Genomic DNA, 14,509 nt, shown 5'->3' on the forward strand with positions numbered 1-14,509 from the left:
GTCACCCCTATTCGAAAGGAAAGAGGAAACTTTCCTCTTTCCAAGTTACAATATATTTTAGTTTATATACTTTGTGTACAGTATTATTGCTTTATTAGATAATAATGCTGTAACTCTTTCTTAAATTCTTCTTTTATTTGATTGATCGCTCTTTCTAAATCCGCTTCACTTTCAATCTTTTCTAAACCACTGAAAAATAAATTATAGATTTGATTTTCTGAAATAGGCTTAGGAGTTTTTTCAATAACCTTATCTGGTATCATTTGATATGCATTTTCTTCAGTATTTGTTGCAATCTCTAATACCTGTTGTAGTAATAAACGAATAGATGTGACCCGTTCTCCATTTTGAATCCCCTCATAAATCTGCTTGGCTTCAGTCAACTGATTTTCTATAAAGGTAATGATTTCAGGATAAGGACTGAATACCTCTTTATCGTGTAGGGAGTTTATTTTAGAAATGGCATTTTCCGCTTGTCTTAATACAGCTACCTTTTGCTTTTCCATTTCTCCTTCCAACATTCCCCTTAACTTTTTAACAAGTGTTGGGAGTACGGGAATATCACGATATGGACTCTCTTTTATAAGAATTTGTTTGATTTGAGATTCGATTTCCCTGATTTCCTCATTGCGAATAATAATTAAATCCTGCTTATACTCATTCAATATACTTACAGCTTCATCAAATTTTTGAATTGGATTTTTAAAATAAAATCCCTGTAATTTTTCAATAATAGAAAACCAATTATCCACCTCATCCTCCAACTGGATAAAACTTCTAACAAACTGTTCAGAATCCCTGTTTTGTAAGAGGCGTTGGGTTTCTGTTGTCACTCTTGCTAATTCTTTTTCACCAGGATAAGGATATTCGCTTGATAAGGATTGATTTCTTCGTTCTCTTATCTTTGTCATTGGCTCAATAAACATCTCTTCTACCTTAGGCAGTATAATGCGATGATAATCTTCGTATGTTTCAAAAGTTTCTTGGATGGAGAAAAACTCTCGACACAAAATGATTATATCTTGTTTCACTTCACGGTCCATCGCCACAATCGGTATAATAATTATTCGTTCTCTTTCTGATATTTTATCTACCCGATCATAAAAATAAGGATTATTTGGTGTGAATGGTTCACCGGCATAACTCAACTTAACTTTACCTGCGTTCATTAATCCTAACAAAACTCCAATAGTATCTTGTTCCTGCCAGCCATAAGGAACATTTTTATATTTTAATATGATATCTTTTAGTGTTTTTCGATCGTTAAGTCGTGCCAATTCATCTACATAATGTCTCATATCATCAAAAGCCTTTTGGTTATTTAATCCAAAAAGATTGTTCTCAAAACCTGCTTCGCTTATCTGCATCCATTCTTGTTTACTATTTCGAAATGAAATTGGTGTATCAATGTAATGAAATCTTGAATAGGTACTTAAAACAAGCATTTCTAAAGCAGTGTCTAACCGAGCATCAAAACTTCCTTTAAATGAACGTTCTTGACCTTGAATATAAATTTTTGCTTCATTACATGATTTTCGAAGTAATAATTCAGCCTTATCCGCGTATTCATCTATTTCAGCCTGTTTTGCATCATATATCCTGTGCTGTAATTGTGTTGTTCCTGGGCCACGCTTCCTGCGAATATAGCTTTGAACTTGTTCAATAAACTTTAATGAACTCTCTGCCTCGGCAAGTGACTCAGGTTCAAGAGTAATTACAAGCACCCCTGAATTTGCTTGTAGTGCAGCTTCAGTCGGAGTAATCCCTCCAGAAAACACCTGCATAGTTAATGCGTGACTCATCGGCCCCTTTGAATAACTATCGAATCTTTTATTAAAATCAAATGTGGCCGATATACTTTCTTGTTTAAAGTCATATCGAATCTTAGGATACATCTTTCCAAAGAACAAGTCACTGAGCTTCTGTTTAATTATCCTGTGATCAACTTCTTCAACCCGTATTTCTCGATTGACCTCCTGTTCCTCATCAGATAAGAATGAATAGGTTCCATCTGCATGCTGTTCAATGAACATGGCCTGTTGAAGTCTATTTAAAGATTCTTTAATCCTTAACTCAAGCGGCTGCCTTTCGTCATGAATAGTTTCTAATGATAATGTAGCAATATTATTGGCAGTTGCTTTTATCTCATCTATTCCCTTTATTAAATATAATGTCATCAGGACAGGTATATCCTTTTGTTGGAGAATTTCATTATTACGTGCCCTGTCTTCTGCCCTTGCAATTGTACTTGTTATATTGGATTCAAGATAATCCCTTATAAATGGGTAGAACTCTGATAATGTAACCATATTGGAAACCGACTCATTTGCATTAGCTAGGATTGCCTCTTGGAATCCTTTTAATAACGAACGTTCTCCGTGGGCAACAGCAGCACCACCTTCACCCTGATTTCTAATTTTTGTGAAGATTTTTTGTAACAGATCTACTTGATATGGAACAAAAGGATAAATAGATACAAACTCTTTTGCAGACCGATACCCAGAGCGAAGTTGAGTTGTATTATGGTCAAAACTGAGACGATTTCTAATCATCTGTTCTTCTTGGTCATAAATAGTAACTAAAGTATCTGCCGCAATATCCTTCTTTTCAAGTAACCTTTTTTTAATGACTTCATCTGTATTAGCGCTAGAAAGATTAATTTTTGTGGCAAATCTCCCTTGAATTTTTGAAAAGTCTTTTGTACTATCCAGATTTGACACTGTAGCCTCTAGTTTTTCTTGTGATGTGACAAGCACCCATGCTTGACCTCGACTTCGATTCCCTAAATCCTCAACCACGGTTTGTAAGTTCAACATAAGGCTTGTATTATTTCCTATATACTGACCAACCTCATCTACTAAGAATATCAGTCGGTAATTGGTCCCACGTTCACGACAGTAGTTAGCTATTAACTGGGAAAGACGTTCAGATGTCATCTCAAAGGTGTGACGATTTACTTCAAAAAATGCTTCTGCCGTACTCTCTTCGTATCCGATCTTGACAAGTGCCTGAACAATTTTTCTCTTTCTAAGTAAGACTTTTAAACGAACCTGTTCCCATGAATTCCCGGTAATCTCTGAAATTGCAGCTTTAAAATCTTCGTATTTATTGTCATCAGCTAGTTGACGTTCCATTTCTGCTACCCAAAGTGTATCTGAATACCCAAGGTGCCTATTAAAAACACGCAAAAATACTTCGACAATACGCTCCTTTTCACTGGAAGCTGAGGAAGTTCTTGAATCGATATTAAATAAGATCGCGTCGGTTTGATATTGAGCACTTTCCTCCATCATGTTTAAAAGATATCGATTGTTCGTCTTTTCATAGAAGAATTCAACAGGTCTTTTCCCTCGAACATTTCTGCCATGAAGAATATATGATAGTATTTTCAAAAAGTGAGATTTACCAGAACCAAAGAAACCAGATATCCACACCCCAATGTCAGCCGATGGATTCTTATATACTGCTAAATAATTCTTAAAGAAGGATTCAAGAAAGTAGGTCCCTTCTTCTGTCATGACATATTCTTCTAGCTCATTTTGGATAGTTTCCTCGTCTAATTGACCCGCTTGGACTACACTATTGATATTTCGGTATATATCTTTTTTAAAAATTTCTTCAATTAACATAATTATTCCCCCGAATTTATGAAATCCTAGATAGTTGATAATCGTCTTCATTATCCAAGATTCCAAACATTTTTAACCTTAATCCTGTAAAATGTCCTGGATAAAACAAGATTATTGGCTTTCTAAATGCATTTACTGATAACATTTTTAATAGCTGACTGGAACGTATGTATGGATAAGCACTTCCTACACCTGTAATAAAGATAATTTCCGCACCTTCAGTGAGAGCAATAAAGCTTTCCACGACTGTTTGCTGTTCATCTAAGATTGTCTCTATAGCATCAATAAGGCCATTTATACCTTCTTCCTCACTTAGTTCCTTCAATTCTTCCAGCTCGTCTTGAAAGAAACTTAAAAGAAATTCGAATAAATTTATCTCCTTTATGTTTAAAACCGTCCGCCTCAATAAATTTTTTATATATAATCTAACTTGGAGCTCATCTTCAGCCTCATAATCAAGTACATAGTGTGGAATATCACTCCCAATACCTCTAGGAGTTGTAAATCCATGTTCATGGATACGTTTATCCATCTTCTCAAGTCTCTCCAAAATAGAATTCATCTTCTCACCTACTTAGTTCGTTAAAATGTTTCAATAGAGTTTCTTTATCATCTGCGATTTCTCTTAATGTCTTGCTTATATATATAGGATAAGGTAGGAATTCCTGATTATTAATAGGTTGAATCATCCCCGATTGTCTAAAGAAAAGAATAAGGGTATTTGTTAATCTTTTGACAGTTACAGGTCTCCATTGGCTCACCTTATCTGATTCCAATGCTTTTTTTTCGAAATAATAACCAATATCACTTTTATGTAGTTTTTCTTTAAGTTGATACTTGTTTACAATAACCTCATAAAAAAACTCCTTGGGAAATCGGTATGCCAAAATAAAACTAAGGAGAACTAAAGCTTTTCGGTCATGGTCATTTGCTTTAATAAAATGCTCCTTTAAAGCGTCATCCAACATATTTGATCGGCGATACACCATTTGAAACTTATTTTCAATGCTTGAAGGGCTCCTGAGTTGGTAAAGGTTTTCATTCACAATTTGATCCAATACATCTTTTCTATCCATACCCTTTAACATTAACCTTATAGTTATTTCCATCTCTTTTTCAGACCAGCTTTCCTTCGTGAACCCCGCTGAATATTTCATATTACACCTCAAAACTAAAAGGGATATTAACCAATAACTTTTTCTTATTATAACTAATAATACTAAAAGTCAAGGAAGTATTAAAGGTGAATGGATAGCAATTCCAAATGCAATTAAAGGGTTTGATAAATCAAACCCTTTAATATTTCGAAAGACATAAACTTCTTTGTCCTAAACTGTATGATAACTTCCACGGTGGCTTTCGTTCTCCCAGAATTCATGAAATCTTTTATATGCAAGAGGCTTACCTAATCTGGAAATGTTATCAGCGAAGTCAATAATCGTACACGTTTCCGTTCCACCAAATTTGGGACCTCGAAGTCCTCTACCCACAATCTGTTCATACAAGACAACACTAGTGGTAGGTCGGCAAACTACAATATATTCAGTTTTTGGAGCATCAAAACCAGTCGTCAATACTCCATAATTAAATAAAAATTCAATTTGCCCCCTTTTAAAGGCATCTATATACATTCTCCTTGTAGCTTTAGGTGTGTTAGCAGATATAGAGGCTGCCTTTCTCCCTACAGCATTTAATACGGATGTTAAAAATTCCGCATGATTAACTGTACATGCATAGACAAGAGTTGACGCACCTTCGGGAATTTCGAGCAAATGGCGCACAATAGTTTTATTGCGCAGTTCATCGTTCGCAAGTACCTCAAGGAAATCAGGTTTAAAATCCCCTTCTGATACCTCCAATTCATCTTCATTTATTTCCACCGTACTTCCAGACTGATACACGATATGGCGAGGTTCTGCAAGGTAACCCTCATTTCTAAAGTACAAGAGAGGATTTCGGTAATATCGACTGTCAGGTGGGAGCTTTGGCTGAATAAGGTATGCCTGAAATTGTTCGACCAACATCGTGGTTTCCTCATTATTTCTGCCCGGCGTTGCAGTAAGACCGCATATGGGGAATAAATCAGGTCCACATAATTCTTCAGCTTTATCAAGAAGAGTACGATATATAGGTGCAACCGCATGATGAGCTTCATCAATAATCATAGCACCACAATTTAGTAATATTTCATTTATAACTGAGTCATTATTCTTTATCCTTGAGTATAGCTGTTGAATGCTTGCTACTACCACTCCACCTATTAATTGATCCTCTTGAACCTTTTTTCCAGCAAAATAACGGTAAATTCTCAAAGATTCCGGAAACTCCTTCTCTTGCCACATGTCGGTAATACATGAGATGGCCTGCTCACAAAGTTCCTCGCTTTGGGCAATCCAAATCATGTATTTCCCTTCAGAAAATCTTATTTGCATCCATTCAATGAAACTTTCTACTGCAACTCTAGTCTTCCCCCCACCAGTAGGAAGGGTTACAACACACCTAGTTTTATCGCCTTTCATTTGTAAGACTTCTAGCATTCTCTCTTTTAATCCAATTTGGTAGCCAGCTAGAGGCGGTACAGCTTTTCGCGCTTCAATATCTACGACGGCCTCTGTTGAAGTAGATTTTGGAACCGAAATCCCAGAAAAAATCATTGGGAAACCCAAGGTCTTAACAAAATCACGTGGCCAAGTACCTCCCATTACCCATTTCTTTTCAGCCAGTGGTCTGAACATATAAGAAGGTGAATTTATGGAGCGTCCCTGTGAAGGGTTCCTATTATACAGTTCAATTAGTTTGTCAGTAGGAATTTGCCTTAGAAGATGGGCCCTCAGAGAACGAACCGCATCATCATGACCCGAAAAAAGATATGCCCCTTTTTCTATAATTAACATTCTCGTAAGTTCAGTGGTGTTTATTGTATTTTTTTGTAATGAACCCAATATTGAATTTAAATTTATGTAATTTTGTTGCCCAAACATATCCTTGATGATTGAATCCGGAACCTTATATTCATCGACTAATAATGTTAATGCTGTTTTTATATCCTGTTCGGAAGGAAAAGCGTTCATAAAGTTATCTCCCTATTAAAAATGTGTCTATATACCTATTCTATTAAATTTTGTCATATTTTCATATCCATTTTTTTGAAGGTTAAAAAAAGAAGGGCTCCATAGTTTTCCTAGGAGCCTTAAATCTTGATATCTATTATTGTAAATAAAAATTAAATACTTCGTCTTCTATATTCATCTTCTTACTCGTGGTAATTACATTAGATGCCAATACTTGCTTTTCATTTAGTATATTATGAACTATTTCTTCGACGGAACCTTTTGAGGTTATTTTCTGTTGATCAGTGACAATCGGGTAATATACATAGACAGGTTTTTCCTGACCAATTCGATATGCTCTGTCTGTAGCTTGGTTTTCTACAGCCGGGTTCCACCAACGGGTATAATGAATTACATGATTAGCTGATGTAATTGTTAATCCCGTTCCAGCTGCTTTAGGTGAAAGTATTAATACGTCAAACCCTTCTTTGGAATTAAAATAATTTACCACTTCGAGTCTTCGATTCGTCATCCCGTTAATGATATTTGGATTGATATTGAATCGGTCACGGATAGCATTTCTCAAGATTGATTGCATCTTAATGTATTCTGTAAATATTATGACCTTTTCATTTTTATGTTTGATTTCGTCAATTATCCTTAACGTTTCCAGTAATTTTGGAACTTGTTCTACAGGGAGATCAAGATATTTTTCAGAAATTAACGCAGGATGAGAAGATAGTGCCTTTAATTTTTGGATGGCTTCTAACCCATCCATCATTTTATTTCGAACCAATGAAATAATATCTTCGTAAAGTTTTGCCTGGATTTTGCCCATTCCAACTTCTTTGGTTATAACATGTTTTGGCGGCAATTGATCCCCTAACTCTTCCGACTTCGTCCTTCGTTTATAAACCTTGGAAATCTTTGCAATGAGTTCCTTTTCAACCTCAAATTCAGATATTGTCTCCAACTTATTAATAAACTCCTGTTTAAATTGGCTTAAACTTCCTAAAAGTCCAGGCTGGACAAAATCCATAATTGACCACAATTCGCTTAAACCATTTTCAACTGGTGTTCCCGTCATTGCCAATCTAAACCTTGATTTCATTGCTTTAATAACCCTTGATGCCGAAGTGGACGGATTTTTGATTGCTTGTGCTTCATCACAAACGACAGCATTCCAGTCAATTTGTCCGAAAGTAAACTGATCTTTAACGAGTGTCTGATAAGTGGTAATAGTGATTCCATACCGTTTAATCACTTCAGGATTTTTAATACGGTTACTTCCACGATGTATATACAATGAGGAAAGTAAGGAAGGTGCAAACTTTTCAAGTTCCTTATACCAATTATCAATTAACGTTTTCGGAGCTACAATTAAAACAGGTGTCAGCTGACTTGTATTGTAAAGATATGTTAAAAACGAAATTACCTGGACCGTTTTCCCTAATCCCATGTCATCAGCCAAAAGCCCCCCTAAACGACGAAAATGTAGCAGCTTCATCCATATGAATCCCTCTTTTTGAAATGGTCTTAGAGTTGCTAATAATTGAGGTGGGGTTTCAGATTTGACTACCCCAAGGTCATCTATTACTTGTTGAACTTCCAACAAAGGCTGGTTAAATTCCAAATGATTAATATTTTCGTAGATTTCTAGAATATAGGACAGATTACTAATGTCTAGCCCATTTTTTAGGTCAAAGTGCTCTTTAACCTGTTTGGAAGCTTCAACAAATTCGTCTGCTCCATCAGGGATCTTAAGCCAGTTTCCAGCCCACTCAATATATTCATCACCTTTAGCTCTTGCTTGGTTAATTAATTTTTCCATTTCCGATTCCGAAAAATCATGTTGCTTTTCCCCATTTTCATCTACAGCTGAAAATCCTATGTTTAAATCAAACCAGCCTCTTTCTTTTTCTGATGCATGGACATAAGGTTGAGCTCGGTAAACCAGTATTCCTAGAGATTTTACTCGCTCACTAAAAAGTGACATATCAATACTCTTTAAATTCGGTAAAAACGCTTCTGGGTTTTCCACAAACTTTGGTATCTGTACCCCACGAATTGGGGCCAACTGTTTTAAATGCTGAGCTTCATATTGAGTCTCTCGGTCAACAAAATACTTTTTTCCAGTACCATCAGAGTAATAAGCAGCAGTATTATCACTCATTACTTCAATAACGGACTGATCTATTTCCAGATTTGCATGGCTGTACTTCGGAAGTAAAACCAGCTCTTTATTGTCATAACTTATTTCAACATCTAAGTCATCAAGAAATAGATATTCCTGTTTCTCTATATAGGAATCAAGTGGTATATTTTTTATCATTGCTTCATTTCGGACTTTAGCGACATAAGAGAATATTTGATTTCGTTCCATTGTGGATGGCTGATGATAAATATTCTGTTCAAATTCATATTGAGACTTATCCATAAGTAAATCAGTTCCATCAGCTAGGGTAATCCAGGGGCCTATTTGATTAGCAGTATTTTGAATATTAAACCAGTTTTTATAATCTTTTTCTAGAATAAATTTAAAATCGGAAGTACCAATTGCCCCTTCATGGGATAATCTTAGATCAAGCTCTACCTCTATTGGAATCTGTAAAATATTTTTAATCTCTACAGGCAATTCAAAAAATTTATCATATGAAAGAAGGTACCCTTCCTCAGTTACTTCCAAATATTCTTCATACCATAACTCTTCCAATGCCTCCAACAACTCTATATTTTTCTGTTGTTTTATCTCTAAAATAGATAATTTCAAAGGAAACTTTAAAAAGTCCATATGATTTTCCCAAAAAATATAGAATACTAACCCATTTATCGTTTTAGTTACTTTGATGTTAATCTGGGGTATTTGTATTGCTTCTTCCCTCTTAAAGAATTTAAAAATGCCAGCCATACGAACCCTCACTCATTAAACCTGATTAGTAAATTTCGCATTTCAGAATCAAATCTATATTGCCAATTGCCACTGTGAGCCATTTTTGTTATGAACAATTTTTTTCCTTTATAGTAACTCTCCGGCTCCTTTAGAAGACTTTCTTTCTTTTGAATGCTTCTGGTATTCCTAAAATCTGAACTATGTGTTCTTTGAAGTATTATTTCCTCAAAACCATCTTTGTGGTAAAAATATGCTGCATTTCCTATATTCCCAAATTCTACAACGACAAAATTTTTAAAATAAATAAATGCCACAAGGGGAACCTTTAATGGAGTTACCTCCTCCATATAGTCAATATATCTCTTCCAATAATCAAATCTTTTACTGTTTGAATCATTTTCAAAGAATCGCTTAAGCTTGTTGCCTATTAACCACTTTTTGACTTCAGCCAAAGCGGCTTCCGATAAAAAGGTCCAGTCATCTAACCTTTCCCTCGGGTCAAGCAATCTCTTTATTGCTTGATTCATTAGGACTACATTAAATCCATCTCTATTTCTAGCCTCAATATAAATTTTTATTAACTTTTTATACTCTTCCATAGGATATTGTTGGAGTATTGCTGCAATGTTTTCAGCGCCATCTCGTTTTACAATGAAATCAGAAAAAAGTCCTTTTATCAACATATTGCTAATTAATTTTCCTTCCAAAACGGAACCCTTTTTAATTTTCCATCTGGATAATACTTCCCTAAACATATGCTTCGTTGTAACTAAATATTTTACTAAACCATTGATAATACCATCCTTGTCCTGAATGGCCCTACCCATTGGTTCTAAGAAGTTGTTATCAATATTAAGAAAAGTGTCTTTTTCCTTTTCATAGGATCTTTTAATAAGGTTGTTCAAATAAGAGTCGTTAATATCATGTTGAAATATATTCCAAGCTGTTGTTCCAACTAGTGATATATATTTGCTTGTCAAAATTTCATTGATTTTCATTTTTGTTTCATGCGACTCTTCTCGAAATGGATATTCATAAATTAATAACATGATATCCATTCTAGATAATGTTTCAATGAATATAGATAAATCTTTCATGTGCACTTTACGTATTTTTTCGAGCAATTTCGGCAGGTTCATTCTACTTCTTATCTTAACGACACTTTCTTCTAGATTACTAAACTTTTTTTCCACATCTATTCGTTCTTCCAGTAATTTTGATGGATGAAATGAAAATAGGTGAAATTTAGGACTATTACTCATTTTCGCTCACCATTTTTTGAATCTTATCCAGTACTTGATCATCTTTCAATCGAAATTTAAATTCTACTCTTCTCGATTTATCCGCATCAATATTTCCGTTTGAATCTAAAATTGGCATACTAAATGAACGACCGTTTGCAGTAATTATTTTGCTTAAATATTCCTGATTTTCAAATTTAGGAAAGGTTAGGGAATAGATTTCACTTACAACAGAAAGTGCCCTTCCCTGGGATAAATTTAAATTATACAAGTAACTTCCATTTGAATCTGTATGACCTTCGACAATTATTTGAGCTATTTCATCTTTAAATTGATCCGATAGAAGAATCCCAATGTACTGAGGTATAAACTCTTCTAAATATTGTCGCCCCTGTAGCGACACCTCAGTACTGTCAGTGTCAAAGAAAACTCCACCTGAAAATCGGATAGCTCCTGTTTGTGGATCAACTTCCAGGGGTGAATTAGAATCTTTAAAAGCTTTTACTAACTGGGCTATAATCTTTGTCTTCACACCAACAACTTCTTCAATCATTTTTTGCTGTTTTTTAATAGCTTCATTTTTCTCTTCAACTGCAACTTTAGCTTCAGTATAAGATTTTTGCATATCAAAAATAGCCACCAATAAAACTAGGGCGAAAATAATAACAAGCCCAGACATTAAATCTGTATAGGAGACCCAAAATCCTTCTTTTTCCTCTTCATGACTACTAGTCGCATGACGGTTAGCGTTTCTAAATCCTCTTGCCATGATTGTTCAACACCTTATAAAGTTTTAACCATCGATTTTGCATGCTTATTCAATTCGTTTACCGATGTTTTTAATGTTTGAATAGAATCTGGTAAATCAGAAACACCTTCATAAATTGCACTTACGGCCTTCGCTAGGTAATTTACTGATTTTGAAAGTTCGTCATCGAATTGTTTAAATGTGTGTTCTAATCCGCGGTGCATATCATCAGTAAATTGATTCATTGATACTGCAAGTTGTTTATTTACTGTTGTAAATACATTGGAGGTCGTTTCCCAAACTTGTCTTAAATGTTCAATTCTCTTATCCATGTCGGAAAGTTGGCTAATTAAGTTATCGTTTAAATCATGAACCATATTACCTACATTCGCTTTCTCTTTAAGAATCGTTTGTAGTGCAGCATTTAATTCATTTTGAAGCTGAATTTGCTTCGTACCAGCATCATTAATTTTTTGTATTAGACCATCTGTTTTTTCATTTAATTCATTTGATAGAGCAGCTTGCTGCGATAAGCTATCAGAAAGTTGCATCTGAGATTCTGAAAGTGAAGTAAAATATGCTAAATTTGACTCGAGCTTGTTATTAAGCTGAAGTTGTTTTTCTGTCTGATTTACAAATGATGTTCCACTTTCCTTTAAAGTTTGCATATGCTCATTAAAGTGATTATGAAAAACCTTTCTTTCCTCTGTCATTTTTTCTAATAACTCAGAAATGCTAACATGAAGACTTGTATTTTTCTCGGTAGTCAAATTTAATTGATTAATAGTTTCTTCCATAACACTATGGTAATTTGTAATTTTTTCAGTGTAGGTATTGATTTGACCTGTTAATGCTGTTGTTTTTTCAACCATGTTTGATTGCTCTTTAGCTGAATCTTGCATTGATTGAACCAAAGCACTCATTTCTGAATGCACTCTTTGCTGCCATTCAATGGTAGTTTTTAATGCTTCTCCAAGATCCCTCATATGATCTCCGGTAATTTCATTTAAGGAATTCACAAATTGATCAACCATGGCATTAATACCTTCAACCTGATTCGTACTTACATTATCCATCATATTCTGCATTATCGTTTGGGTCTGTTCCAAATGAGGTGTTATGCTTTGATTAATTGCATCTGTTATCCCTGAAACCATGGTAGGAATCATCATTTCCGTGACAAAAGATTGGAAATCCTTCATCTGCTTTTCTTGATTAACTAACATTTGAGACAGAACGGTGCTTTGTTCTTGTGTAGGGAAAGTAATATCTAAACTTTGTCGTAAATCATGGAAGCTATCTAAAAGTTTGGGGAGACAAGAAATCTTATCGATTCCCTGCCAAACAAGTGAAAGAAATATCCCGGCAATAGATGAATAAAACTTTACTTTCATCCCAGTTAACAAATCCCCTATACCGGATTTCATTGTTTCAGGATCTCCTGTAATATGAACACCAGATACTCCCCATGCAATACCGAAGAAGGTCCCGATAATACCCATTGCTAGAAATGAACCAGGAACAGCTTCAACTAGTTTTCTTTTACCAAATCGATCCATAAGTGTATCTTCTAGAAAGAAATCATATACATCTGGTGTAAACGGCTTTCCATTTTGTTTAAGTTGGATAAACTTATCGTGGTAATTTTTCCAAGAAGGCTGAATATAATTCTTCATAAATTTAGACTGAGAATTTTTATCTATCCAACTATTAAAATCATTAATTCTTGTTGTAATATCTTGAACTTCTTTTAGCTCGTCTAATTTATACTTAATTTTTCTTACATCACTTTTAGATTTATTGTATGGTATTAAAACCGTTAGTAAAGCAATGAAAAAAATAATAATCATCAAAAGAATATAAATAAAGTAACCTGTTGACATAATTTCCTCCCATTAAACTAAAATAGCTAACTATAAAATATTAATAGTATATTATCCTCATTATACTGTATGAAATTAGAAATTCACTAGGGTATTTCCATTCAATACAGGAAGATTGTACTATTTGTTTATAATGCCATTGTTACTGCTCTTTCTTAGGGATTATAAGCACTTTTTTATAGAGATACTTCCATTCGTTGCTGGTATGCCAATACATTAAGAATATTTTCAATACTAATCCTTATATATTAATATGTCATAAATACTCTCTAAAGAATTGGGATAAGTATTTAGTGATTTTTAGTGACAAAATAAATAAAAAATTGATTTATTATTTATCCATTATTTTAATATTTCCCCCAAACACAAAAACACTCACAAACATTGCTGCAACAACATTTGTGAGTACTTTATCGTTTTTCTAGTTAATTCATTTGTTCTATAGATACCCGAGGTCTGAGGTACAGGTGAAAAAAAGAATTAGAATATTGGTCTACATATCTAGCTTATACTTTTCTTTACACTTATACTCGCCCTTCTTTTCTACAATCGTAAATCCCATTCTCACTTTGTCTGTACCTTTTAAAGAGATTGTTGTATTATATGTAATCTTGTCCCTTAGGTGCTCAGTAGTTCTAATTTTAGCCCGAAAAGCAGACTCGTTCATTACCAGTTCAAACATATGTCCATTTCTTAGGTATACTTGGGTGAATTTTTGACCAATCGGCATTGTATCTCTCACATGATTGAGGGCAAACCAAACGCAATTATCCTGTCTATAAGACTTCGTTGGAAACAACCAAATGTCCAATGAGGCATCTATCTTGATTGGATATTTCTTGCGTTCTTTACCTAGCAAATACGTTGAACTTTTAAGCGCTCCACTGAAGCTAGACCCATAACTAATAAGTGACTGATCAATTAGCTTAACCGGTGCCATGGCAACTAAAAATGCTTCTTCTTCTTCCAGGACAAATGTATATAAGTGTCCATTTTCATGAAGGACTCCGTACAGTAGGATTGTTCTATTATTAATCAAATAATCGTATTTTATTTTCATGTTAACTC

At 34.4% G+C, this 14,509-nt stretch carries 9 protein-coding genes; all 9 read right to left on the bottom strand.

Going from position 1 to position 14,509, the window contains the following annotated elements; genetic code table 11:
- Window positions 1-83: 83 nt before the first annotated feature.
- The 9 genes from brxC to ACZ43M_RS15635 all read right to left on the bottom strand — a co-directional run bounded on the left by brxC (window position 84) and on the right by ACZ43M_RS15635 (window position 14,501).
- On the bottom strand, window positions 84-3,629 hold the full coding sequence (brxC, locus tag ACZ43M_RS15595; RefSeq protein ID WP_464503469.1) for a BREX system P-loop protein BrxC: 3,546 nt from the start codon (window positions 3,627-3,629) through the stop codon (window positions 84-86).
- A 16-nt stretch (window positions 3,630-3,645) separates the two neighbouring features.
- Window positions 3,646-4,191 carry a BREX protein BrxB domain-containing protein gene (locus tag ACZ43M_RS15600; protein WP_464503470.1) on the bottom strand — a complete coding sequence of 182 codons (546 nt, stop codon included), beginning with the start codon at window positions 4,189-4,191 and terminating at the stop codon, window positions 3,646-3,648.
- 4 nt (window positions 4,192-4,195) lie between these two features.
- On the bottom strand, window positions 4,196-4,786 hold the full coding sequence (locus tag ACZ43M_RS15605) for a DUF1819 family protein (protein ID WP_464503471.1): 591 nt from the start codon (window positions 4,784-4,786) through the stop codon (window positions 4,196-4,198).
- Window positions 4,787-4,957: 171 nt separating this feature from the next.
- Window positions 4,958-6,700: a DEAD/DEAH box helicase gene (locus tag ACZ43M_RS15610; RefSeq protein WP_464503472.1), complete on the bottom strand. Its 1,743-nt coding sequence runs from the start codon at window positions 6,698-6,700 to the stop codon at window positions 4,958-4,960.
- Window positions 6,701-6,836: 136 nt separating this feature from the next.
- On the bottom strand, window positions 6,837-9,587 hold the full coding sequence (locus ACZ43M_RS15615) for a DEAD/DEAH box helicase (protein WP_464503473.1): 2,751 nt from the start codon (window positions 9,585-9,587) through the stop codon (window positions 6,837-6,839).
- A gap of 8 nt (window positions 9,588-9,595) precedes the next feature.
- Window positions 9,596-10,831: an EH signature domain-containing protein gene (locus ACZ43M_RS15620; protein WP_464503474.1), complete on the bottom strand. Its 1,236-nt coding sequence runs from the start codon at window positions 10,829-10,831 to the stop codon at window positions 9,596-9,598.
- Window positions 10,824-11,579 carry an OmpA family protein gene (locus ACZ43M_RS15625; RefSeq protein ID WP_464503475.1) on the bottom strand — a complete coding sequence of 252 codons (756 nt, stop codon included), beginning with the start codon at window positions 11,577-11,579 and terminating at the stop codon, window positions 10,824-10,826. The genes ACZ43M_RS15620 and ACZ43M_RS15625 overlap by 8 nt, the downstream gene beginning before the upstream one ends.
- A gap of 14 nt (window positions 11,580-11,593) precedes the next feature.
- Entirely contained in the window at window positions 11,594-13,441 is a 1,848-nt protein-coding gene (gene zorA / locus ACZ43M_RS15630) for an anti-phage ZorAB system protein ZorA (RefSeq protein WP_464503476.1), read from the bottom strand.
- A 493-nt stretch (window positions 13,442-13,934) separates the two neighbouring features.
- Window positions 13,935-14,501 carry a competence protein ComK gene (locus tag ACZ43M_RS15635; RefSeq protein ID WP_464503477.1) on the bottom strand — a complete coding sequence of 189 codons (567 nt, stop codon included), beginning with the start codon at window positions 14,499-14,501 and terminating at the stop codon, window positions 13,935-13,937.
- Window positions 14,502-14,509 lie beyond the last annotated feature (8 nt).

It is taken from the genome of Neobacillus sp. B24 (genome assembly GCF_055381825.1).